We start from the raw sequence: 22,081 nt of genomic DNA on the forward strand, positions 1-22,081 counted from the left end.
GTTCATTTCAGTCATCGGCGTCATGCCGTATGTGACAAGAGGTACGGGGGCCGATGGCCGGTAGTTTCAAAAAAGATGGGTATTTTTGGTCACGATGATTTCAGTGCCGCGCAGTTGATTTGACTGAACCACGCGCTAACGACGCCACGTCCCGCGCTTTCACGGGGCTGTGGTGCCTGCCCCCCTTGCCCTTCCGTTCGATATGTTGCACCAACTGCCGGGTGCGCAACGGCGCGAGATACCAACGACAAGGACAGATGATGGCCGACGGTGACCTGGATATTAATGCGAAACCCACCGAAGAGATTTCCGTGCGCGATGTCTTTGGCATCGACACCGATATGGTCGTCAAAGGTTTTGCCGACAATTCGGACCGCGTGCCCGACATCGACAGCACGTATAAATTCGACGCCGACACCACGCTGGCCATTCTGGCCGGGTTCACACACAACCGCCGTGTGATGATCCAGGGCTATCACGGCACCGGCAAATCGACCCACATCGAACAGGTCGCCGCCCGCCTGAACTGGCCCGCCGTGCGCGTCAACCTGGACAGCCACATCAGCCGGATCGACCTGATCGGCAAGGATGCGATCAAGCTGAAAGACGGCAAACAGGTTACCGATTTCCAGGAAGGCATTCTGCCTTGGGCGCTGCGCAACCCCACGGCAATCGTGTTCGACGAATACGACGCGGGCCGCGCGGACGTGATGTTCGTGATCCAGCGTGTGCTGGAAGTGGACGGCAAGCTGACGCTGCTGGACCAGAACAAGGTGATCCACCCGCACCCCTATTTCCGCATCTTCGCCACCGCCAACACCGTTGGTCTGGGCGACACGACGGGCCTGTACCACGGCACCCAGCAGATCAACCAGGGCCAGATGGACCGCTGGTCGCTGGTCTCGACGCTGAACTACCTGTCGATCGACGCGGAAACCGCGATCGTTCTGTCGAAGAACCCGCATTACAACAGCGAAAAAGGCCGCAAGACCGTCAAGCAGATGGTCACCGTCGCCGACCTGACGCGCACCGCCTTTATGAACGGCGATCTGTCCACGGTGATGAGCCCGCGGACCGTCATCGCCTGGGCCCAGAACGCCGAAATCTTCCGCAACATCGGCTATGCCTTCCGGCTCTCGTTCCTGAACAAATGCGACGAGCTTGAGCGTCAGACCGTGGCCGAGTTCTATCAGCGTCTGTTTGACGAGGAACTGCCCGAGAGCGCGGCCAGCGTGAGCCTGGGGTGAGCCTGAAGGCGCTGACAACCGCAGCCGCCCTTGGCGTGCTCGGCGTCGGTGCCGCACAGGCAAACCGCGATCTGTCGATCTACCCCGCCGCCCAATGCGCGGCCTTGTGGCTGGGCTATTCCGATTACGCGGCGCGGTCGCTGTATCTGAAGGTTGACCCATCCGACGCCACCCGCGCCGCTGCCTTTCGCGCCGTTGCCCTGCGCCTTGGCACATCGCCGCGCGCCGACATCGACCGCTATATCGCGGACCAGCGCCCGCTGATGGAAACGATGGTCGAGGCGATGATCTTTGGCCGCGACCGCCAAAGCGCGGATGTGTTTGAAGCCCTCGGCGAAACCTGCAAGAGTTTCGCCAAGGACCACCCCGAGACCCGAAAGCTGTCATGAGCAAACCCACCGACAACCCCGCAGACGCGTTCAAAAAGGCGCTTGGTGAAGCGACCAAGGTCATGGCCAATGACCCAGACCTGAACGTCAGCTATTCCGCCGACCCGTCGGGGCTGTCGGGCGATGCAATGCGCCTGCCGCAGGTGACCCGCCGCATGACCCGCCAGGAGGTTCTGCTGGCCCGTGGCACCGCCGACGCACTGGCGCTGCACCGGCGCTATCACAACGGTCAGACCCATTCCAAATACCTGCCCTCGGGCGAGGTCGCGCGCGAGCTGTACGAAGCCATGGAAACCGCCCGCTGCGAGGCGATGGGCGCGCGCGACATGCCCGGCACCGCCGGCAACATCGACGCCAAGATCGCCAATGAAGCGGCCCGCAAGGGATACGATCAGGTCAAGCAGGCCTCGGACGTGCCGCTGGCCACCGCTGCGGGCTATCTGATCCGCCATCTGGCCACGGGGCGTGAATTGCCCCCCGGGGCCAAGAACGCGATGGAAATGTGGCGCGGCTTTATCGAGGAACAGGCCGGCGTGACGCTGGACAACCTGGACAAGACGCTAAGCAGTCAGGCCGATTTCGCCCGCTTCTCGCGCCAGATCATCAAGGATCTGGGCTATGGCGACCAGATCGGCGACGACCCCGACCAGGTGGACGAGGATCAGGAAGACCAGGCCGAAGAAGGCGCCGAAGAGGAACAGGACCCCGACAGCACCGGCAACGACGATGACGACGGCGAAGAGGCCGAAGGGTCGCCCGAGCAGTCGCAGGAGGAACAGCAGGACGCGTCGCAGGCCCAGGTCTCGATGGACGAGATGGCCGATCAGGAGATGGGCGAAGAGGCCGAGATGCCCGACGGCGAAGCGCCGCTGGAGCCGCCTGCCCCGCAGCCTGTCAGCGACGCCGATCCCGACTACAAGGTGTACCTGAACACCCACGACGAAGAGATCAGCGCCGACGAGCTGGCCGAACCGGTCGAACTGGAACGCCTGCGCGCCTATCTGGACCAGCAGCTAGAGCCGCTGAAGGGCGCGGTCAGCCGTCTGGCCAACAAGTTGCAGCGCCGTCTGCAAGCGCAGCAAAACCGCAGTTGGGAATTCGATCTGGAAGAGGGCACGCTGGACGCGGGCCGTCTGGCGCGGATCGTGGCGAACCCGACCACGCCGCTGAGCTTCAAGGTCGAGAAAGACACCGAATTCCGCGATACCTGTGTGACGCTGCTCTTGGACAACTCCGGCTCGATGCGGGGCCGCCCGATCAGCATCGCGGCGATCTGCGCCGATGTTCTGGCGCGCACGCTGGAACGCTGCAACGTCAAGGTCGAGATCCTGGGCTTTACCACCCGCGCGTGGAAAGGCGGACAGGCCCGCGAGGCATGGCTGAACGATGGCCGCCCGCAAACGCCGGGCCGTCTGAACGACCTGCGCCACATCATCTACAAATCCGCCGATGCCCCGTGGCGTCGCGCGCGCCCCAATCTGGGCCTGATGATGAAAGAGGGCCTGTTGAAGGAAAACATCGACGGCGAGGCGCTGGAATGGGCGCACCGCCGCATGGTGAACCGGTCCGAGGCGCGCAAGATCCTGATGGTAATCTCCGACGGTGCGCCGGTCGATGACAGCACGCTCAGCGTCAACCCCGCCAACTATCTGGAAAAACACCTGCGTGACGTGATCGCCATGATCGAAAAGCGCCGCGCGGTGGAACTGTTGGCCATCGGCATCGGCCACGACGTGACCCGCTATTACGACCGCGCGGTGACCATCACGGACGTGGACCAGCTGGCCGGTGCCATGACCGAACAACTGGCGGCGCTGTTCGACAGCGACCCGCGCGCACGCGCCCGCGTGATGGGGATGCGCAACGTCAGATAAGACCGCGCCGCGCTGGCGCGACCACCTGAAATACCAAGAGGATACAGGCCCATGTACCAGTCGTTCGCCGTCACCGCACGCCCCGAGCAAGGCCCCCCTCGTCTGCAAGCGCTGCGCGCCGAACTGGCCGTACAGGGCCTTGATGGCTTTCTGATCCCCCGCGCCGACGCGCATCAGGGCGAATACGTGGCCCCCCGCGACGACCGGCTGGTCTGGCTGACGGGCTTCACCGGCTCGGCCGGCTTTTGCGCCGTGCTGCCGGACATTGCGGGCGTGTTCATCGACGGGCGCTACCGCACCCAGATCAAGACGCAGGTGGCCGATGTCTATACTGCTGTCCCGTGGCCCGAAACGGGTCTGGCCGACTGGCTGATCGAACAGATGCCATCGGGCGGTGTCATCGGCTTTGACCCGTGGCTGCACACCGCAGGCCAGATCGAACAACTGACGCAGGCGCTGGCGGGCACCGGCATCACCCTGAACCCCACCGACAACATGGTCGACGCCATCTGGAACGACCAGCCCGGCCCGGCCATGGAACCGGCCAAGGTGCACCCGCTGGAGTTCGCCGGCGAAAGCCACGCGGACAAGCGCGCCCGTCTGGGCACTGAGCTGGCCCGCGCCGGACAAACCGCCGCCATCATCACCCTGCCCGACAGCCTGTGCTGGCTGCTGAACATCCGCGGCGCCGACATCCATTGCAATCCGGTGGCTCAAGGGTTCGCCGTGCTGCACGCCGATGCGCGGGTCGACCTGTTCATGGCCGACGCCAAACTGGACGACGTGCGCGACCATCTGGGTGCCGAGGTTACGGCCCATGACCCCGACAGCTTCCTGACCGAGATTGCCAAGCTGACCGGCCCCGTGCGTATGGAAAAATCCTCGGTGCCCTTCATTGTGGCCGACACCATGGGCGACAGCGGCACATGGGGTGACGATCCCTGCGCCCTGCCCAAAGCCTGCAAGAACCCCGCCGAGATCGACGGCAGCGCCAGCGCCCACCTGCGGGACGGAGCCGCCGTGGTCGAGTTGTTGGCGTGGCTGGATGCGCAGGCTCCCGGCACGGTCAGCGAAATTGATGTGGTGACCAAGCTGGAAGCGTACCGGCGCAACGACAACGCCTTGCAGAACATCAGCTTTGACACCATCGCGGGCACCGGCCCGAACGGCGCGATCAACCACTATCATGTGACCGAAGACACCGACCTGACGCTTGCGGACGGGCACCTGCTGGTGCTGGACAGCGGCGGGCAATATCTGGACGGCACCACCGACATCACCCGCACCATCCCCATCGGCGCGCCCGGTGCGGACGAATGCGCCGCCTTTACCCGCGTGCTGATGGGCATGATCGCCGTGTCGCGCCTGCGCTGGCCTGCGGGTCTGGCCGGTCGTGACATCGAAGCCATCGGCCGCGCGCCCCTGTGGTACGCGCATCAGGACTTCGATCACGGGCTGGGCCACGGGGTTGGCGCGTATCTGTCCGTGCACGAGGGCCCGCAGCGCCTGTCCCGTGCCAGCCATGTGCCGCTGCAACCGGGCATGATCCTGTCGAACGAACCGGGCTACTACCGCGAGGGCGCCTTTGGCATCCGCATCGAGAACCTGCTGGTGGTGGAACCCGCAACCGCGCCTGCGGGCGGTGACGCACAGCGCGCGATGCTGTCGTGGCGCACGCTGACCTTTGTGCCCATCGACCGCCGCCTGATCCTGCCCGACGAAATGGACAAAGCGTCGCGCGACTGGCTGAACGCCTATCATACTGAGGTCCTTGAGAAAATCGGCCCTCGCGTCAGCCCCGACGCGCTGATCTGGCTAAAGAACGCGACGGCACCAATCTGACCCATAGCAGGATTGTTACAAAGCTGCTAAAGACTGCGTTCAGCGTTCCGAGGAGGAAAACCCATGGCCAATCACATCACAATCCGCCCTGCCACAGGCAAATGGAGCGTGCGCGCCGGCGGTGCCGTCATCGGTGAAAGCGAAAACGCTCTGGAGCTGACCGAAGGCGACTATCCCTTTGTGATCTATTTCCCGCGCGGTGACATTGCCACGGCATTTCTGGACAAGACTGACAAAACCACCTTTTGCCCGCACAAGGGCGACGCCAGCTATTATTCGGTGGTGACCAAATCCACCACGCTGGAAAACGTCGCGTGGAGCTATGAAGACCCCAAACCCGAAGTGGCCGAGATCAAGGGCTATCTGGCCTTTTACGCAGGCAACGGCGTCACCGTCGAAAAGATCTGATCGCGCACGGGCGTCAGGAGTGTTCTTCTGCCGCCGTCGCCGCCAGCGCGCGGTTGTAGGCGCGCAAGGCATCAACTTGGAACAATGCGCCCAGCAATTCGGGCGGACTGTCCTCGCCCCGCAAAGCCACCACCGGAACAAACGCAGCCGATGCGGTCTCGAACACCGGCATCGCGGCTTCCAGCGTGGCCGAGGCGTCCAGATAGGTGCCCTCGCGGATCATGTCCCAACAGGCATCGTCATCCGCCGCACGCGGATCGTCCGGCTTGCGCATCACGCTTGTCACACGGAACATCGCCAGCAAATAAGCCTGCGGCCCCGCCGCCAGATGCACACCGCGCCGCTCTAGCTGGGTCAAAAAGAAACTGCGATGCACCAGACGGCTGGCCAATGCCGTGCTCAGCGACACCGACACCATCACCGCCAGCCCCGTCTGCCAGTCGCCGGTCAGCTCGAACACGATCAACGTGGTTGAAATCGGCGCGCCCAGCACGGCGGCCGCGACCGCCCCCATGCCCGCCAGCGCATACAGCGTGACCGACCCCGACACATCGGGAAACACCCCCGTGGCAATCAGGCCAAAGGCCAGCCCCGTCAGCGCCCCCACCATCAGCGACGGCGAAAACACCCCGCCGCCCATGCGCCCAGCCATGGTGATCGCCACCGCAATCACCTTGATCACCGCAAAGATCATCACCTGTTGCAGCCCCAGCGTGCCGGTCAGCGCCAGCGAGGTCGTCTCGTAGCCGACGCCGATGATATGCGGAAAAAAGATCGCGATACCGCCCAGCAGCGCCCCCGCCACCGCTGGCCGCAACCAACGCGGCAGCCCGGTGCGCGCCTGCACCACCGTGCCCAGATCATCGGCCCAGAAAACCGCGCGCATCAGCACCACCGCCACCAGCCCGCACACCAGCCCCAGCATCAGGTAGGCGGGCAGTTCCACATAGAATTGCAGCATCTCGGGCTGCGCCAGCCGGAATTCGGTCACGCCGCCGAACTCCAGCCGGTTGATCACCGTCCCCGCCACCGACGCAATCACAATGGGCGCAAAGGCGTGCACGGCAAAGTGGCGCAACACGACCTCCAGCGCGAACAACGCGCCCGCGATCGGCGCGTTGAAACTGGCCGACACGGCGGCGGCCACCGCACAGCCCAACAGGTCGCGCCCGGTGACCCCGTCCGCCTTGATGAACCGGCACACCTTGGTCGAGATGACGGCGGCCATGTGCACCACCGGCCCCTCGCGTCCGGACGACCCGCCCGAGGACAGCGTGATGAACGACGCCAGCGCCGACGCCAGCCCCGCGCGCGTCTCGACGCGGCCATCGTGCATCGCCGCCCCTTCGATCACCTCGGCCACGCTGCGCGCGCGTCCGTCGCGGGTGAACACATGCAGGATCACCCCCACCACCAACCCGCCCACGATCGGGATCGTCAAAATCAGATACCACGGCAGGCTTTGGGCAAAGCTGTGCAGGTGCTGCACATCATCCGTGCCATAAAGAAACGCCTGAAAGCTGTTGATGCCCTTACGGAAAAACAGCGCGGCAAAGCCCGCACCAATGCCGATCAGCAGTGCAATGAACCAGAACTGTATCTGCGAGGGGCCGCGCTGCCGCACCACCCGAAAGCCGTCACGGCAAGCTGAAATCGCCTGTCCGTAGGTCTGAGAAAAGATCGACTGCTTCGGGGTGCTCATGGCCTGCCATTTTCCGCTCCCCTCTCTCTAGGTCAAGCAGCAGAAAACCAAAAGCCCCACCATCATCTTCTCTGGTTCAAAAAATCCCGGGGGAGACGCGCAGCGGCGGGGGCAGCGCCCCCAAATGCCCTCAGCCGTCCAGCAATGCGCTGGCCGCGGCCCGTGCCGCATCGGTCACCTGGTCGCCCGCTAGCATCCGCGCCACTTCGTCCACGCGCGCGGGCGCATCCAGCGGAATGACCTGCGACGTGGTCATGCCCTTGGACACCGATTTCGACACCTGCCAGTGATGCGCGCCCAATGCGGCCACCTGCGGCGAATGGGTCACGACCAGAACCTGCCCGCCCTCGGCCAGCGCCTTCAGCCGGCGCCCCACCGCATCGGCGGTCGCCCCGCCCACCCCGCGGTCGATTTCGTCAAAGATCATCGTCAGCCCCGCCTGCCCGCCGGCCAGACACACCTTGAGCGCCAGCAAGAACCGGCTCAGCTCCCCGCCCGAGGCGATCTTGTTCAGCGGTCCCGCAGGCGCGCCGGGGTTGGTCGCCACGGTAAAGGCCACGGCGTCGCGCCCTTCAGGACCTGCGGCTTCGTCGCTGATGCGGGTTTCAAACACCGCGCGGTCCATTTTCAGCGGGGCCAGTTCGGCGCTGACCGCCTTGTCCAGCTTGGCAGACGCCTTGGTGCGTGCCTGCGTCAGGTCGGTGGCTGCCGTGTCATAGGTGCCTTCGGCGTCACTCAGCGCCTTGCGCAGCGCGGCCAGATCGGCATCGCCCGCGTCCAGCGCCGCCAGCTTTTCGCGCAATGTCTCTGCAAAGCCTGCCAAGTCGTCCGGGGCCACGTCATGTTTGCGGGCCAGGGCGCGGATGGCAAACAGCCGTTCCTCGGCCTCTTCCAGCTCGATCGGGTTGAACGACAGCCCGTCGATGGCCGCAACGACACCGCTTTGCGCTTCGTCCAGTTCGACCATGGCACGCCCAAGGGCCGCAATCGCGCCGTCCAGCGTGCCCTCGGCCTTGTCCACCGCCCCTTCAAGCCAGCGCAGCGCGTTGTTCATCGCGCCCTCGGCCCCGTCATAGCCCAGAATCTCATAGGCCTTGACCACGTCCGACCGGATGCGCTCGGCGGCCTGCATCAGACGGCGGCGGGTATCAAGCTGCGCCTCTTCGCCCGGCTCTGGGGCCAGTTGGTCCAGCTCGCCCACAGCATGGCGCAAGAACTCTTCTTCGGCGCGGATCGCCTGCATCGCCGTCTCGGCGGTGGTCAGCGCCTTGCGGGCCTTGCCCACGGCGCTCCACGCCGCGCGCAGCTTGGCCTTGCGCGGGGCCAGCCCGCCGAATTCATCCAGAATATCGCGATGCCCACGCGGGTTCAGCAATCCGCGGTCATCATGCTGGCCGTGCAATTCCACCAGCGTGTCGGACAGCGCGCGCAGCACCTCGCCCGAACAGCGGCGGTCGTTGACCCAGGCGGTCTTGCGGCCGTCTGCCGTGTTGATGCGGCGCAGGATCAGCTCGTCGCCATCGGGCAATCCGGCCTCTTGCAGCACGCCATGCGCCGGATGGTCCTCGGGCAGATCGAACCACGCGGTCACCTCGCCCTGATCGGCCCCCTGGCGGACCAGATCGGCACGCCCGCGCCAGCCCAGCACAAAACCCAGCGAATCCAGCAGGATAGACTTGCCCGCGCCGGTTTCACCGGTCAGCACGTTCAAACCCGGCTGGAACGCAAGCTCCAGCCGGTCGATGATCAGCATGTCCGAGATATCAAGCCCGCGCAGCATGTCAGTTGCCTGTCGGGTGGCTGCGTTCCTTTCGGATTACAACCACCGCCCTTTGATCATCTGGCGATAGATCTGGCTTAGCCAGTTGTCGCCTGCCGATTCCAGCTCAAGCCCGCGACCGGTCAGCAGTTTGTAGCTGTCTTCGTACCAATCGGTCGACCGGAAGTTATAGCCCAGAATGGCCCCTGCGGTCTGTGCCTCTTGGGTCAGGCCCAGCGACAGATAAGCCTCGACCAGACGGTGCAGCGCCTCGGGGGTGTGCGACGTGGTCTGGAAATCCTCGACCACAACACGGAACCGGTTGATGGCAGCGGTATAGTTGCCCCGCTTCAGGTAATAGCGCCCGATCTCCATTTCCTTGCCGGCCAGATGGTCAAAGGCCAAGTCGAACTTGAGAATCGCGGATTTGGCGTATTCGCTGTTGGGATAGAATTCGATCACCTTGCGCAGTGATTGCAGCGCCTGGAAGGTCAGGCCCTGATCGCGGCCCACTTCGTCGATCTGGTCATAATAGCTGAGCGCCAGCAGATACTGCGCATAGGCGGCATCGTCGTCATCGGGGTAAAAGTCGATGAACCGCTGCGACGCCGAGCGCGAGTTTTCATAGTCCTTGTCCCGATGATAGGAAAACGCCTGCATGATCAGCGCGCGTTTGGCCCATTCGGAATAGGGATAAAGCCGTTCAATTTCAGCAAAGTAGAACGCGGCCTGATCCGGCTTTTTGCGCTCAAGCTCGAATTCGCCCCGCTCGTAAATCTGCTGGGCTGTGTAGGTCTCTAGCGGAACTTCCTGCTGGTTGAAGATACCGCCCGTTGTCGGACGATCCTTGCCACCACCACAGGCGCTCAACGCCGTCGCCAACACAAGGGCACACACTACCCCGGTTCGGGTCCCGCCGCTGGTCATGCCTTGCCATCCTCATCGCTGTCCGTCGTCTGCTTCGCAGACTGAATTACACCGTCTCTAGCACAGAAAATTGGAAGGCAAAACGCCCCAATGCGCTGTTGTCGAAACTGAATGATTGATGTCACGTCACGCGCGCCGAGGCAAGCTTCAGGCAACTTGGGGGATTTCATCCCAAACCAGACCATAGCCCGGCAGACGGCGCGATTGCTGCGCGTCACAGATCACCATGCGCACAGCATCCGGCGTTGCAAAAACCTTGCGCAGCAAGGTGTTGGTCAGCGAATGACCGGCACGCACACCGACATAGTGGCCAATCAACGGCGCACCGGCCAGGGCCAGATCCCCCAGCGCGTCCAGCATCTTGTGGCGCACGGGTTCGTCGCTGTGGCGCAGGCCACCGGGGCTGAGGACGCGGTCACCGTCGAACACCACGGCGTTCTTGCCGGGGTTGCCGCCCAATGCCAGACCGTTGGCCTGCATGGCGATCACGTCCGCCTGACGGCAGAAGGTGCGGCTGTCGCACAATTCGCGTGCAAAGCTGCCGTTGTTCATCACCAGCGATTTCTGCTGGTGACCAATGGCCGCATCGGCAAAATCAATTTCGAAATCAATCCGCAGCGTGTCCGAGGGGCGCAGCGTGGCGCTGGCCTCGCCGTCGGTCACGGTGACCTCTTTCAGCATTTCGAAGGCCCGCACCGGCGCGTTCAGCGCCCGCAGGCCGCGTTGCATGATGCCGCGCACGAACGGGGCGGCAGAGCCGTCCAGGATCGGCACTTCGGGGCCGTCGATTTCGATCAACGCATTGTGAACGCCACAGCCCGACAGCGCAGCCATCACATGCTCGACCGTCGACACGGTTGTGCCTGCGGCGTTTTCCAGCTTGGTGCACAAAGGCGACCGGTTGACCGCATCCCAACGGGCGGGGATCAGCGCATCGCCCAGAACGTCACGGCGTGCGAACCAGATCCCGTGTTCGGCCATCGCGGGCCGAATGGTCAGCGTCGCAGGCCGACCGGAATGCAGACCGGTGCCAGTGAAGCTGATTGGGGATTTGACAGTTGTTTGCACGTTAGGTGTCCTTGGCCGTTAGCGGTGTATCTTAGTTAGAGGCCGGGGGGCTGTCCCTCAACTCAATCTTTGTAACGTAATGAAACATCCGGAATCAGAACCGGCAATAAGGCGCCTGCACCCCTGCAATCCCTTGTATTAAAACGAAAAAGGGCCACCCGCAGGCAGCCCTTTTCGTTACAAGTGACCTAGCGTCAGTTTGCTTGACGGCGCAGGAAAGCGGGGATCTCGATGCGTTCCTGATCGGGATCGTTCGCCTCGACCGGCTGCGGCGCGGGGGCCGCAGAGCGACCCGACTGCACCGGCGGCTGCTGACGTGCGGGCTGTTGTTGCGCACGCTCGGGCTGTTGCTGGCCTTCGCCGTGACCGGTCATGCGGTTGATCAGCGTGTTGATGCCAAAGCGCGGGCGTTCACCCTGTGCAGCCGCAGGGGCCTGCTGACGCGGAGCCGATGCAGGGGCTGCTTTCTGCGCAGCGGCGCGCAGACGTGCCAGCGCTTCGGGCGACGGCGTGCCGGGTGCCGGTGCGCGCGGTGCAACGAACGTGTCCGGCTCGGCATTCAGCGAGTCGTGGTGCTGCGGTTCAAACGCGGCCACTTGCGGCTGGTACGCGGGCGGCGGCAATGCATCGCTGTCGTCCTCGGCAAAGATGTCCTCGGCCATGTCCTCGGCCGCGGCCTGCTCGGCGTTCATGTCTTCGAACAGGGTCGGTTCCTGGTATGAAGTGTGGGCCGCAACGTGCTCTTCTTCATAGACTTCTTCGACCGGCGCGGGCGCAGGCGCGGCTGCAACAGGCGCTTCTTCCTGCGTGACCTGCGGTTTCAGCGGCGCCGACATCTTGCGGCGCGGCACCGGCATTTCGGTGTTCACTTCGACCGCGTCGATGCCTGTGGCCACAACGCTGACGCGCATCATGCCGCCCATGTCCGTGTCCAGCGTCGAACCGACGATGATGTTCGCCTCGGGGTCCACTTCCTCGCGGATGCGGTTGGCGGCCTCGTCCAGTTCGAACAGGGTCAGATCGTGACCACCGGTGATGTTGATCAGAACGCCCTTGGCGCCGCGCAGGCTGATTTCGTCCAGCAGCGGGTTGGCAATCGCCTTCTCGGCGGCCTGGATCGCGCGATCCTCGCCCTCGGCCTCGCCGGTGCCCATCATCGCTTTGCCCATCTCGTCCATCACGGCGCGCACGTCGGCAAAGTCGAGGTTGATCAGGCCCGGACGGACCATCAGGTCGGTCACGCCTTTGACGCCCTGATACAGAACATCGTCTGCCATCGAGAACGCTTCGGTGAATGTGGTTTTCTCGTTCGCCAGCCGGAACAGGTTCTGGTTGGGAATGATGATCAGCGTATCAACGACCTTTTGCAGCGCCTCGACGCCGTCTTCGGCCTGACGCATCCGCTTGGCGCCTTCGAACTGGAAAGGTTTCGTGACAACACCGACGGTTAGAACGCCAAGTTCACGTGCTGCCTGAGCAATGATCGGGGCCGCGCCGGTGCCGGTGCCGCCGCCCATACCCGCGGTGATAAAGCACATGTGCGCCCCCGCCAGGTGATCAACGATCTGTTCAATGCTTTCTTCGGCAGCCGCGGCCCCGACCGAAGCGCGCGCGCCAGCGCCCAGACCTTCGGTGACCTTGATGCCCAACTGAACCCGGTTCGCGGCGGCAGATTGTTGCAGCGCCTGCGCGTCGGTGTTGGCGACCACAAAGTCGACGCCGTCCAGTTGTTTTTCGATCATGTTATTGACCGCGTTGCCACCGGCGCCGCCGACCCCGAACACGGTGATCCGTGGTTTCAGCTCGTCCTGCCCCGGCAATGAGAGGTTCAATGTCATCACTAATCCGCCTGTTTTTGTGTTCCGGCCCGCATTCGCGGTGTTTTTCGTCCCAAATCTGAACTTATCCTAAAGACTGTGCACAGGCGCGTCACGTCAAAACTGGGCTACAACCCCAAAATGTTGATGTTTTTTTACCAAAGACGCGGGATTTTGCCGATCACACCGTATGATGTGGGCAAAGCAAGGGCGCACCCTGCACCTAGAGGTAGCAGGCATACAAAACGCAGGCCCGTTCTGAAAGCGCCCAAAAGCATGGAGCGCAAAGTCGATCTGTCTGTGTGGCTGACTGCTCAATCCGCCGCGGGTCTCTTCGGACCTTGCGCAAAGACTACATCAGGGCAGCCGCCCACGCCAGTGGATTCCCGCGCCCGTCGGCGAAAAATGACCGGCGCAGGCGCCCTGTCCTTACCAGTTGTCGCGGAACCAACGCACGGCACGGCGCAGCGACCGCGCGGGGTAACGGTCGGCCGGAATGTCGAAATCCCACCATTCGTCCTGCGGGTGTGCCGCAAACAGCGCCAGCCCCACAGCCGAGGCAAATCCGGGGCCGGTGGCCGCCTGCGGCAGCCCGTGCACGCGCAGCGGGCGGCCCAGACGCACCTGCTGGCCCAGAATTTTCGACGCCAGCCCGTCCAGACCGGGGATCTGGCTGCCGCCGCCTGTCAGCACGATCTGCTGGCTGGGCAAATGGTCAAAGCCCGCCGCGTCCAGACGCGCGCGCACCTCTTCCAGAATTTCCTCGACCCGAGGCCGCATGATGCCAATCAGTTCGGCACGGCTGGCGGTGCGACGGTCATGTTCATAGTCGCCGGTGTCGCCGCCGATCTCGATCATCTCGCGGTCGTCCATGCCGGTGGCGTGCACCCCGCCGTAAAACGTCTTGATCCGTTCGGCGTTGGCCATCGGCACTTGCAGCCCCATCGAAATGTCCGACGTGACGTGATCGCCCCCCATGCGCACCGCATCGGCATAAATCATGTGTTTCTTGATAAAGATCGACACACCCGTGGTGCCGCCACCCAGATCAATACAGGCAGCACCCAGCTCTTGCTCGTCCTCGACCAGTGCCGAGATGCCCGACACGTAAGCAGACGAGGCCACGCCCGCCAGTTCCAGGTCACAGCGTTTGATGCAATGCGCCAGATGCTGCACGGCTGCGGCATCGACCGTCAGCATGTGCATGTCCACCGACAGCGTGTTGCCCAACTGGCCGCGCGGGTCCGACAGACCCGACCGGTGATCCAGCGCAAAGTTCACCGGCTGCGCGTGCAGCACCTCACGGTCGTCGCCATAATCCGGCACGTCGCAACGGGCCAGCACGCGGGCCACGTCCTGTTCGCTGACCAGATCGCCGTCCATCTCAAGCTGTGCATCCAGCCCGTAGCTGCGCGGTTCCGCCCCGGCAAAGCAGGCAATCACGTGATCGACACGAATACCGGCCATCTTCTGCGCGGCTTGCAAGGCGGTGCGAATGGCGCGTTCGGTTTCGCCCATGGCGCAAATCTCGCCGAAGCGGACACCGCGCGAACGGGTGGTTGCGGCCCCGATGACGCGGAACCCCGATTGACCCGCCAGCGATCCGATCTCGCCGCCCTCGTCCATCTTGGCCGATCCGTCAAAGCGCAGGACCAGGCAGGCAATCTTGCTGGACCCTACGTCCAGAATGGCAACGACGCCGCGTTGCATCGCCATCTTGCGCATGTTGCGCATGCTGCGTTGGCTGTCATAGAGGTCATTCATCATATCACTGCCTGTCCATCTCGATTTGTCGGATACGCCACATTTCTTGTGTTGCGGCTTCGTTCATTTTGACTGTCGGGCGCGCGGCGATGCGCAGGTCCACCCGCGCCACGTCGCGCGACAGCACGTCCTGCGCGTTTTCCAGCGCGATCACCCGCTCCAGCGCACGGACCGCACCGTATTCGGGCAAAAGCACGCGTTGATCGCGGTCCAGCACCACATCCCAGCGGCGCAGGCCAATCCGCACGACACCGCGCAAGCGACTGCCCAGCGGTGCGGCGGCCTCGATCAGCTCCAGCGCCTCGACCACAGCCTTGTCCGCGCCCTCGCCCGCCACCAGCGGCAGGTCGGGGCGCAGGCTGCGGCGGTCAATGCCGGACACATGCGCGCCGGTTTCGTCAATCAGGGTCAGCCCGTCGGCCTGCCGCCAGATGGCGACCGGCACACGCGGCGTCACGTCGATTTGCAGGATACCGCCCGGACGGATGCGCACGGTGGCCTCTTTCACCGGGTCCAGCCCCGCAACGGTGCGGCGGATGTGTTCCAGATCCAGATCAAAGGACGACGCAGGGAAATCAATCGGCAGGATTTCCCGAATATCCTCGGCGGTTTCGGTGGTGGCGCCGTCAATGGCCATCACCTGCACCATGAACTCGGGGCGTTCCTCGATCGCGCGGCGGGCTTCGGCCACCGTATCAAACACCGACTGGCGGCGCGCGTCATCGCCCAGGTAAATCGCCCCGGCCAACAGCGCCACCGTGAACGGCAGACCAAAGCGCAGACCAAACCGGAACCCCGGCGTCAGCATCAGACGCTGCAACCGCCACGCCCAACGCGACGGGGCCGGATCGGCCTTGGGTGTGCGGTTGCGACGGATCAGCGATCGCACGATGCGTCCTCCACCATCCAGCGGCACAGCTTGCCAAAGGACATGCCGGTTTTCTCGGCCTGTTCGGGCGACAGCGACGTGGGCGTCATGCCGGGTTGGGTGTTGGTTTCCAGCAGGATCAGACCATCAACGCCACGCGCTTCGTCCCAACGGAAATCGGTGCGGCTGATGCCACGGCATCCCAACGCCTTGTGCGCGCGCAGGGCGTATTCCAGGCACAGGTCGAAAATCTCTTGCGGCACATCCGCAGGCACCACATGGGTCGACCCGCCGGGTTTGTATTTGGCGTCGTAGTCGTACCAGCCGGTTGTCAGAATATCGGTGACGGTCAGCGCACGGTCGCCCATCACGCTGGTCGTCAGCTCGCGGCCGGGGGCAAAGGTTTCGACCATCACCTCGGCAGGCATCGTGTCGCTTAGCTGCGGCGGGCCGTTGTTGTCCAACCCCACCAGATAGACACCGACGGACGAGCCTTCGTTGTTCGGCTTGACCACATAGGGCGGCGCCATCACGTGGTCCGCCATCACCTCGGCCTTGGTGCAGATGATGCTGTCAACCACGGGCAGACCGGCAGAGCGGAACACGTCCTTGCTGCGCTGCTTGTCCATCGCCAGCGCCGAGGCCAGCACGCCGGAATGCGAATAGGGCACGCCCAGCCATTCCAGCAGCCCCTGCACACAGCCGTCTTCGCCCCAGCGGCCATGCAGACAGTTGAGAACGGCATCGGGTTTGATGTCTTGCAAACGCGCAACAAGGTCGGGGCCTGCATCGACCTCGACCACGTCAAATCCTTCGTCCCGCAAAGCGGCGGCGCAAGCGTGTCCGCTTGAAAGTGAAACCTCGCGTTCTGCGGAAGGTCCACCCAATAGTACCGCGACTTTCGGGGGTGTCCTGCTCGACTGACCCACGTTAGTGCCTCTGTATCCCAAGCCCTTTTGCGGACTCTTATCGTTGTGACCTGTTTCGGTCCTGATCGTTTAACTGATCGTTGTTTTTGGTCGTTATTTTGGTCGTTCTGCCATCGTGAGAACCGGCAAATCCGCGCGCGGTTCGCCGATGCGCATAATTTCCCACTCTAGCGTGATACCGCTGGTTGCGTAAACCTCTTTTCGCACCTTTTCACCAAGGTTTTCAAGGTCCGCCGCCGTGGCATCGCCGGTGTTGATCAGGAAATTGGAATGCTTGGGGCTCATCTGTGCGCCGCCCACCGTTGCCCCGCGCAGGCCCGCATCGTCGATCACCTTCCACGCTTTCAGGTCGTGAACATCATCCGCCTGCCCTGTCGACGAAAAGCCGGCAGGGTTGCGAAAGGTCGATCCGGCGCTGCGGTCCCTGGTGGGCTGGGTCTCGTCGCGTTTTTGCAATTGCGCCGCCATGCGGTCGTGCAATGCGGCGGGATCACCGGCAGGGCCGCGCAGCGTGGCGCTGACCAGCACCGCCCCCTGCGGCAGGTCGCTTTGACGATAGCGGAAATTCATCTGCGCGGGTGTCAGGGTCACCACTTCGCCGCTGCGCAGAACCGCACGCGCCGAAACGAACACATCCGCCGTATAGCTGCCGTAGCAGCCCGCGTTCATCCGCACAGCGCCGCCGATGCTGCCCGGAATGGTGCGCAGGAATGTCAGGTCCACGCCCGCATCCGCCGCGCGCCGCGCCACATGCGCGTCCAGCGCCGCCGCCCCTGCCGTGACCGTGTCGCCCGAAACCTCGATCCCATTGAACCCGCGCCCCAGCCGGATCACCACAGCCCGCAAACCGCCATCGCGCACGATCAGGTTGCTGCCGACGCCCATCGGGAACACGGCCACATCACCGGGCAAGGCGGCCAGAAACTGCGCCAGATCGTCGATATCCGCAGGTTGAAACACCCAGTCCGCAGGCCCGCCCACGCGCAGCCATGTCAGATCGCTCAGGTCGCGGTTCGGGGTCAGTTTGCCACGGACGGGCGGAAGATCGGTCATGTCAGGCTCGGCTCTTGCGGGTCAGGAAACGGTGAATGATCCACCCCATACCAAAACAGGCGCACAAAAACAGGCCCATCGCCAACAAGGCCACGATCACGCTGTTGTTGTAGGGCGGCACGCCAAGCCTCAGCCAGATCAGCGCGGCGATGATCACCAGCGACAGCGGCACATAATACAGATACAGCCGGATATAGCCGCGCAGGCCGATGTACATCGCCACAGCCCCCAGGATCAGCGGCGGGACAAAGGCCGAAAACGGGATCATTTCCCCAAGGTCCGGCTGCGCAGCCAGCGCCCCAGATAGATCACCGGCCAGCGCAGGATCGACACGCCCGCCACCATCACCAGCAACCCGATCCACGGCCCGTGTTGCATGGTGACATAGCCCAGGATCGGAATGCCAAAGGCGATCAGCACATAGGCCGCACGCCAGTGGTAATCACGGCTGGGGGTCATGGCGATCAGGTTGGCGGCCAGCGCCCACAGGCAGGCGAATGTCAGCGAAAGTGTCATAGGTCAGGAAGCTCCGGTCGTTGCCCCCTCAGGCGTGCGTAGAAATAGCGCAGCGGATTGCGAAACATCGAAACGAAAGCAGCCAGCGCCAGCGCGCCCGCCCACCACGCGACCTGCATCCCGATCATCGCGATCAGAACAGGCGCCGCGATCAGTAGGGCGACTCCGGGCACATATTGGCGGCGCATCGGCAGCATGGCCACGGCGGCGGCGGCCAGAACCCACGCCACCGAAAGCCACAGCAAGGTCACGCCGCGCCCTTTTGCAACCGTTTCGGCAAGGCGTTGGCCCACGTGCTGATCGTCCCTGCCCCAAGGCAGACCACCATATCACCGGGGCGCGCGTTCTCGCGGATCAGCCGTTCTAGATCATCCTCGTCCATCACGGCAAAGGCATGACGATGCCCGCTGCGGGTCAGCCCCGCCACCAGATCGTCACGCGACGCACCGGGAATGGGCTGTTCACCTGCGGCGTAAACCTCGGCGATGCCGACCACATCGGCGTCGTTGAAACAGGCACAGAATTCGTCAAAGTGGTGCGACAGGCGCGAATACCGGTGCGGCTGGTGCACCGCGATCACGCGGCCTTCGGTGGCCTGACGCGCGGCGCGCAACACGGCGGCGATTTCAACCGGATGGTGGCCGTAGTCGTCGATGATCGTCACACCGTCGACCACACCCACACGGGTAAAGCGGCGGTTCACACCACCGAAATTGGCCAGCGCCTTGCGGATCTCGCCGCTTTTCATGCCCAGATGCCGCGCCACGGCCACCGCCGCCAGCGCGTTCGACACGTTGTGATCACCCGGCATCGGCAGGGTGCAACCTTCGATGATCGTGTCCTCGGCGCGCAAAATGATGTCAAAATGCGCGATACCGGCCTTGTACGTCAGGTTGACCGCCCGCACATCGGCCTGCGCGTTGAAACCATAAGTGGTCACCCGCCGGTCGGTCAGCTTGCCCACAAGGCTTTGCACGTCCGCGTCGTCGGTGCAGCACACAGCCAGCCCGTAGAACGGGATGTTCGACACGAAATCCAGGAACCCCTTGTGCAGGTTTTCCTCGGTGCCCCAATGTTCCATATGCTCGGGGTCGATGTTGGTGACGATGGCAATTGTCGCAGGCAAGCGGTTGAACGTACCGTCGCTTTCGTCCGCCTCGACCACCATCCACTCGCCCTCGCCCTTGCGGGCGTTGCTGCCATAGGCGTGGATCACCCCGCCGTTGACCACCGTGGGGTCAAACTTGCCCTCGTCCAGCAGGGCGGCGACCATCGTGGTCGTCGTCGTCTTGCCATGGGTGCCCGCAATGGCGATGTTCGATTTCAGCCGCATCAGCTCGGCCAGCATCTCGGCCCGGCGCACGATGGGCAAACCGCGCGCCCGCGCCGCGTCCAGTTCGGCATTGCCCGGCTTGATCGCCGATGAAATCACCACCACCTGCGCGTCTTCGATGTTCTCGGCCCGCTGGCCGACGAACACCAATGCGCCCAACTCTTCCAGCCGGTCGGTGATCTTGGATTTCTTCAGATCCGACCCCTGCACCACATAACCGTGGTTCAACAGCACTTCGGCGATGCCCGACATGCCGATGCCGCCGATGCCGACGAAATGAATGGGGCCGACGTCGCCGGGAAGTTTGGTGGCTGCGTTCATTGTTCTGTCTCTTTCCCAGCAAGCGTTTCGACCATCACGGCCAGTTCAACCGCCGCCGCCGGTTTGGCGTGACCGTGCGCGGCGGAGGCCATTTGCAATGCTCCGTTCGGATTGTCCAGAACCGCATGGATCTGTTCCGCCAGCGCGTCAGGGGTCAGCGCATCTTCGGGGATCAGGATCGCGGCCCCCGCATCGACCAGCCCGCGCGCATTGGCGGTCTGGTGATCGCCGGTGGCGGCGGCAAAGGGGATCAGGATCGACGGACGACCAATCACGCCAATGTCAGCCACCGAGGATGCCCCCGACCGCGATATCACCAACTGCGCTTCGGTCATGCGGCGCGGCACATCGTCAAAGAACGGCTGCACATCCGCGTCGATGCCCGCCTGCGCGTAATATTCGGCCACACGGTCCATGTCTTCCTCGCGGGCCTGATGGCTGACACGGATGTTGCGCACCATCTCTATCGGCAGTTGCGCGATAGCGGGCGGCACCACGTCGCTTAGCACCCGCGCGCCCTGGCTGCCGCCGATCACCAACAATTCCATCGGATAGTCACCGGGCACGATATACCCCGCCTCGGCCCGTTCCAGCACCGCGCGGCGCACAGGGTTGCCGACGTAATACCCCTCGATGCCGTCTGGCAGTTCGGTGGGCCACGTCCCGCACGCCACCGCCAGCACCCGCTTGGCGAAAATCTGGTTCACACGGCCCAACACGCCGTTCTGTTCGTGGATCATGCGCGGCAGACGCAGCGCCGTGGCCGCCGCCATCGCCGGAATTGACGGATAGCCGCCAAAGCCCACGACAACGTCCGGCCTGTCGCGCATCATCTTGAAGATCGCCCCCAGCACACCGCCCGCAATGCGGAAGGGCACCGCGGCCTTGGCCAGCACACCGCCGCGCGCAAATGTGGCGCTGCTGATCTGTTCGATCTGCGTCGAATGGGGAAAGCCGCCCGTGTACCGCGCCCCGCGCGCGTCCGTAGACAGTTTCACCCGCCAGCCGCGGCGCAACATTTCCTCGGCCAGCGCCTGCGCGGGGAACATATGCCCGCCCGTGCCACCGGCTGCGATCAACAAAAGCGGCTGTTTCATCGGCCGCGGCCCCGGCCCAGCAAATCGCTGATCTCGCCCTGGGGACGTGTGCGGGTGAACGCCAGCAGCATCCCCAGCGCAATCCCCGAGGCAATGACAGACGACCCGCCATAGCTGACAAAGGGCAGCGTCATCCCCTTGGCCGGCAGCAACCGCACGGCCACACCCATGTTGATCATCGCCTGCACGCCAAAGGTACAGGCCAGCCCGGTGCCCGCCAGCCGGATAAACGGATCACGCTCGCGCATCAGGCGCAGCAGTGACCGCACCACCACAACCGTGTACAGCGCGATGATGACCAGCACCAGGATCAGCCCGTATTCTTCAGCCGCCACGGCAATGATGAAATCGGTGTGCGCATCGGGCAGCGACCATTTCACCTCGCCCTCGCCGACGCCCACGCCGAACAGCCCACCCTCGCGGATCGCGTTGGTGGCATAGCCCATCTGCGTCGTGGGGTCGATGTCGGTGCTCAGGAAGCCGTCGATCCGGCGCGCAAAGTGTTCAGAATTGGAATAGGCCACAGTGCCCGCCATCACGACCAGCCCGGCCATGCCGACCAGCAGCAGCATCGGCGCACCGGCGACAAAATACATCACGCCCCAGCCGAACAGCACCAGACAGGCCTGACCAAAGTCGGGCTGTAACGCCAGCATCAGCACGATGGTCACGCACAGGATAAACGACCACATCCGCCCCGGAGGACCGTTCAGGTCCTGGCCCGCGGCCATCATCCATGCACAGACAACCACAAACCCCGGTTTCAGGAACTCGGACGGCTGCACGCTGGCAAAGCCCAGCGAGAACCAGCGCGTCGCACCCTTGCCGAAATCGGTGCCGAAAAACGGCAGCAGCATCAGCGCGATAAATGTCAAAAGAAAGCCAACGACCGCCAGACGGCGCACCATCACCGGCGTCATCATCGACGTCAGCATCATCGCAACCAGCGCGACACAGCCGAAAAACGCCTGTCGTTGCACGTAGTGAAAGGAGTCAAAGCCGTTTTTCGCGGCCAGCGGCGGCGACGCGGCCAGCCCCAACAGCAACCCGATGGTGAACAGGATCAAAATGCACGACATCGACCACATGTCGATCGTGCGCCACCATTTCGGCAAAATCGGTTCGCCATCGCGCACCGGTGCTGCACCATACACCATTTCTGTCATG

20 protein-coding genes are annotated in these 22,081 nt (G+C 63.8%); 5 read left to right on the forward strand and 15 right to left on the reverse strand.

Annotated elements, in window-relative coordinates; genetic code table 11:
- Window positions 1-260: 260 nt before the first annotated feature.
- The 5 genes from cobS (at window position 261) to AAC077_RS06245 (ending at window position 5,760) form a co-directional block, all read left to right on the forward strand.
- Window positions 261-1,247 (forward strand): cobaltochelatase subunit CobS, encoded by a 987-nt coding sequence (gene cobS, locus AAC077_RS06225; RefSeq protein ID WP_339767613.1) that lies wholly within the window; start codon window positions 261-263, stop codon window positions 1,245-1,247.
- Window positions 1,244-1,636: a hypothetical protein gene (locus AAC077_RS06230; RefSeq protein ID WP_339767615.1), complete on the forward strand. Its 393-nt coding sequence runs from the start codon at window positions 1,244-1,246 to the stop codon at window positions 1,634-1,636. The genes cobS and AAC077_RS06230 overlap by 4 nt, the downstream gene beginning before the upstream one ends.
- Entirely contained in the window at window positions 1,633-3,510 is a 1,878-nt protein-coding gene (cobT, locus tag AAC077_RS06235) for a cobaltochelatase subunit CobT (RefSeq protein WP_339767618.1), read from the forward strand. Before AAC077_RS06230 ends, cobT begins: the two co-directional genes overlap by 4 nt.
- Before the next feature lie 51 nt (window positions 3,511-3,561).
- The gene (locus AAC077_RS06240; protein ID WP_339767620.1) at window positions 3,562-5,352 is read left to right on the forward strand and encodes an aminopeptidase P family protein; all 1,791 of its coding nucleotides are present in this window, start codon (window positions 3,562-3,564) and stop codon (window positions 5,350-5,352) included.
- Window positions 5,353-5,415: 63 nt separating this feature from the next.
- A complete protein-coding gene (locus AAC077_RS06245; protein ID WP_339767622.1) occupies window positions 5,416-5,760 on the forward strand; it encodes a DUF427 domain-containing protein in 345 nt (114 codons plus the stop codon).
- Between the two features lie 13 nt (window positions 5,761-5,773).
- Here the strand turns inward: AAC077_RS06245 and AAC077_RS06250 are convergent, their stop codons facing one another.
- From AAC077_RS06250 to ftsW, 15 genes are all read right to left on the reverse strand, one after another.
- Complete coding sequence (locus AAC077_RS06250; protein ID WP_339767624.1) at window positions 5,774-7,462, reverse strand: chloride channel protein; 1,689 nt, start codon at window positions 7,460-7,462, stop codon at window positions 5,774-5,776.
- A gap of 130 nt (window positions 7,463-7,592) precedes the next feature.
- Entirely contained in the window at window positions 7,593-9,242 is a 1,650-nt protein-coding gene (gene recN / locus AAC077_RS06255; protein WP_339767626.1) for a DNA repair protein RecN, read from the reverse strand.
- A 36-nt stretch (window positions 9,243-9,278) separates the two neighbouring features.
- Window positions 9,279-10,148, reverse strand: coding sequence for an outer membrane protein assembly factor BamD (locus tag AAC077_RS06260; RefSeq protein ID WP_339767628.1), 870 nt, complete (start codon window positions 10,146-10,148; stop codon window positions 9,279-9,281).
- Window positions 10,149-10,295: 147 nt separating this feature from the next.
- Complete coding sequence (gene lpxC, locus AAC077_RS06265; protein WP_339767630.1) at window positions 10,296-11,216, reverse strand: UDP-3-O-acyl-N-acetylglucosamine deacetylase; 921 nt, start codon at window positions 11,214-11,216, stop codon at window positions 10,296-10,298.
- Between the two features lie 194 nt (window positions 11,217-11,410).
- Window positions 11,411-13,054 (reverse strand): cell division protein FtsZ, encoded by a 1,644-nt coding sequence (gene ftsZ / locus AAC077_RS06270; RefSeq protein WP_339767632.1) that lies wholly within the window; start codon window positions 13,052-13,054, stop codon window positions 11,411-11,413.
- Window positions 13,055-13,462: 408 nt separating this feature from the next.
- Window positions 13,463-14,797: a cell division protein FtsA gene (ftsA, locus tag AAC077_RS06275; RefSeq protein ID WP_339767974.1), complete on the reverse strand. Its 1,335-nt coding sequence runs from the start codon at window positions 14,795-14,797 to the stop codon at window positions 13,463-13,465.
- Between the two features lie 4 nt (window positions 14,798-14,801).
- Entirely contained in the window at window positions 14,802-15,686 is an 885-nt protein-coding gene (locus tag AAC077_RS06280) for a cell division protein FtsQ/DivIB (protein ID WP_339767634.1), read from the reverse strand.
- On the reverse strand, window positions 15,674-16,594 hold the full coding sequence (locus AAC077_RS06285) for a D-alanine--D-alanine ligase (RefSeq protein ID WP_339767636.1): 921 nt from the start codon (window positions 16,592-16,594) through the stop codon (window positions 15,674-15,676). The genes AAC077_RS06280 and AAC077_RS06285 overlap by 13 nt, the downstream gene beginning before the upstream one ends.
- Before the next feature lie 93 nt (window positions 16,595-16,687).
- On the reverse strand, window positions 16,688-17,647 hold the full coding sequence (murB, locus tag AAC077_RS06290) for a UDP-N-acetylmuramate dehydrogenase (RefSeq protein WP_339767638.1): 960 nt from the start codon (window positions 17,645-17,647) through the stop codon (window positions 16,688-16,690).
- A gap of 1 nt (window position 17,648) precedes the next feature.
- On the reverse strand, window positions 17,649-17,915 hold the full coding sequence (locus tag AAC077_RS06295; protein ID WP_339767640.1) for a hypothetical protein: 267 nt from the start codon (window positions 17,913-17,915) through the stop codon (window positions 17,649-17,651).
- Window positions 17,912-18,163, reverse strand: a complete 252-nt coding sequence (locus tag AAC077_RS06300; RefSeq protein WP_339767642.1) for a DUF2484 family protein — start codon at window positions 18,161-18,163, stop codon at window positions 17,912-17,914. The genes AAC077_RS06295 and AAC077_RS06300 overlap by 4 nt, the downstream gene beginning before the upstream one ends.
- Window positions 18,160-18,414: a DUF2484 family protein gene (locus tag AAC077_RS06305; protein WP_339767644.1), complete on the reverse strand. Its 255-nt coding sequence runs from the start codon at window positions 18,412-18,414 to the stop codon at window positions 18,160-18,162. Before AAC077_RS06305 ends, AAC077_RS06300 begins: the two co-directional genes overlap by 4 nt.
- Window positions 18,411-19,817: a UDP-N-acetylmuramate--L-alanine ligase gene (murC, locus tag AAC077_RS06310; RefSeq protein WP_339767646.1), complete on the reverse strand. Its 1,407-nt coding sequence runs from the start codon at window positions 19,815-19,817 to the stop codon at window positions 18,411-18,413. The genes AAC077_RS06305 and murC overlap by 4 nt, the downstream gene beginning before the upstream one ends.
- The gene (locus AAC077_RS06315; protein WP_339767648.1) at window positions 19,814-20,914 is read right to left on the reverse strand and encodes a UDP-N-acetylglucosamine--N-acetylmuramyl-(pentapeptide) pyrophosphoryl-undecaprenol N-acetylglucosamine transferase; all 1,101 of its coding nucleotides are present in this window, start codon (window positions 20,912-20,914) and stop codon (window positions 19,814-19,816) included. The genes murC and AAC077_RS06315 overlap by 4 nt, the downstream gene beginning before the upstream one ends.
- Complete coding sequence (ftsW, locus tag AAC077_RS06320; RefSeq protein ID WP_339767650.1) at window positions 20,911-22,080, reverse strand: putative lipid II flippase FtsW; 1,170 nt, start codon at window positions 22,078-22,080, stop codon at window positions 20,911-20,913. Before ftsW ends, AAC077_RS06315 begins: the two co-directional genes overlap by 4 nt.
- Between the last annotated feature and the right edge of the window lies 1 nt (window position 22,081).

The organism is uncultured Pseudosulfitobacter sp. (genome assembly GCF_963976325.1).
Classification (GTDB): domain Bacteria; phylum Pseudomonadota; class Alphaproteobacteria; order Rhodobacterales; family Rhodobacteraceae; genus Pseudosulfitobacter.

Bases quoted from the DNA above. Each gene is read 5' to 3' on its own strand.
- AAC077_RS06260 (WP_339767628.1), bottom strand. From the start codon at position 10,148: ATGACCAGCGGCGGGACCCGAACCGGGGTAGTGTGTGCCCTTGTGTTG.
- AAC077_RS06295 (WP_339767640.1), bottom strand. From the start codon at position 17,915: ATGATCCCGTTTTCGGCCTTTGTCCCGCCGCTGATCCTGGGGGCTGTG.
- recN (WP_339767626.1), bottom strand. From the start codon at position 9,242: ATGCTGCGCGGGCTTGATATCTCGGACATGCTGATCATCGACCGGCTG.
- cobS (WP_339767613.1), top strand. From the start codon at position 261: ATGGCCGACGGTGACCTGGATATTAATGCGAAACCCACCGAAGAGATT.
- murC (WP_339767646.1), bottom strand. From the start codon at position 19,817: ATGAACGCAGCCACCAAACTTCCCGGCGACGTCGGCCCCATTCATTTC.
- ftsW (WP_339767650.1), bottom strand. From the start codon at position 22,080: ATGACAGAAATGGTGTATGGTGCAGCACCGGTGCGCGATGGCGAACCG.
- ftsA (WP_339767974.1), bottom strand. From the start codon at position 14,797: ATGAATGACCTCTATGACAGCCAACGCAGCATGCGCAACATGCGCAAG.
- AAC077_RS06250 (WP_339767624.1), bottom strand. From the start codon at position 7,462: ATGAGCACCCCGAAGCAGTCGATCTTTTCTCAGACCTACGGACAGGCG.
- AAC077_RS06240 (WP_339767620.1), top strand. From the start codon at position 3,562: ATGTACCAGTCGTTCGCCGTCACCGCACGCCCCGAGCAAGGCCCCCCT.
- AAC077_RS06300 (WP_339767642.1), bottom strand. From the start codon at position 18,163: ATGACACTTTCGCTGACATTCGCCTGCCTGTGGGCGCTGGCCGCCAAC.
- murB (WP_339767638.1), bottom strand. From the start codon at position 17,647: ATGACCGATCTTCCGCCCGTCCGTGGCAAACTGACCCCGAACCGCGAC.
- AAC077_RS06245 (WP_339767622.1), top strand. From the start codon at position 5,416: ATGGCCAATCACATCACAATCCGCCCTGCCACAGGCAAATGGAGCGTG.
- ftsZ (WP_339767632.1), bottom strand. From the start codon at position 13,054: ATGACATTGAACCTCTCATTGCCGGGGCAGGACGAGCTGAAACCACGG.
- cobT (WP_339767618.1), top strand. From the start codon at position 1,633: ATGAGCAAACCCACCGACAACCCCGCAGACGCGTTCAAAAAGGCGCTT.
- AAC077_RS06315 (WP_339767648.1), bottom strand. From the start codon at position 20,914: ATGAAACAGCCGCTTTTGTTGATCGCAGCCGGTGGCACGGGCGGGCAT.